Origin of the sequence: Citrobacter sp. Cpo126 (assembly GCF_030332445.1) — a bacterium.
Lineage (GTDB): Bacteria > Pseudomonadota > Gammaproteobacteria > Enterobacterales > Enterobacteriaceae > Citrobacter > Citrobacter portucalensis.
Genome location: NZ_JAOWHT010000007.1, coordinates 1 through 903 on the forward strand (window position 1 = coordinate 1; position 903 = coordinate 903).

The 903-nt window shown below is 53.3% G+C and carries 1 rRNA gene; it reads left to right on the plus strand.

Going from position 1 to position 903, the window contains the following annotated elements:
* Positions 1–903, plus strand: a 23S ribosomal RNA gene (locus OGY17_RS00050); the annotation flags it as partial.

Sequence of the window (903 nt, forward strand, 5' to 3'; positions counted from 1 at the left end):
GGTTAACCGAATAGGGGAGCCGAAGGGAAACCGAGTCTTAACTGGGCGTTAAGTTGCAGGGTATAGACCCGAAACCCGGTGATCTAGCCATGGGCAGGTTGAAGGTTGGGTAACACTAACTGGAGGACCGAACCGACTAATGTTGAAAAATTAGCGGATGACTTGTGGCTGGGGGTGAAAGGCCAATCAAACCGGGAGATAGCTGGTTCTCCCCGAAAGCTATTTAGGTAGCGCCTCGTGAATTCATCTTCGGGGGTAGAGCACTGTTTCGGCTAGGGGGTCATCCCGACTTACCAACCCGATGCAAACTGCGAATACCGAAGAATGTTATCACGGGAGACACACGGCGGGTGCTAACGTCCGTCGTGAAGAGGGAAACAACCCAGACCGCCAGCTAAGGTCCCAAAGTCATGGTTAAGTGGGAAACGATGTGGGAAGGCACAGACAGCCAGGATGTTGGCTTAGAAGCAGCCATCATTTAAAGAAAGCGTAATAGCTCACTGGTCGAGTCGGCCTGCGCGGAAGATGTAACGGGGCTAAACCATGCACCGAAGCTGCGGCAGCGACACTATGTGTTGTTGGGTAGGGGAGCGTTCTGTAAGCCGTTGAAGGTGTATCGTGAGGTATGCTGGAGGTATCAGAAGTGCGAATGCTGACATAAGTAACGATAATGCGGGTGAAAAACCCGCACGCCGGAAGACCAAGGGTTCCTGTCCAACGTTAATCGGGGCAGGGTGAGTCGACCCCTAAGGCGAGGCCGAAAGGCGTAGTCGATGGGAAACAGGTTAATATTCCTGTACTTGGTGTTACTGCGAAGGGGGGACGGAGAAGGCTATGTTAGCCGGGCGACGGTTGTCCCGGTTTAAGCATGTAGGCGGAGGTTCCAGGTAAATCCGGTACCTT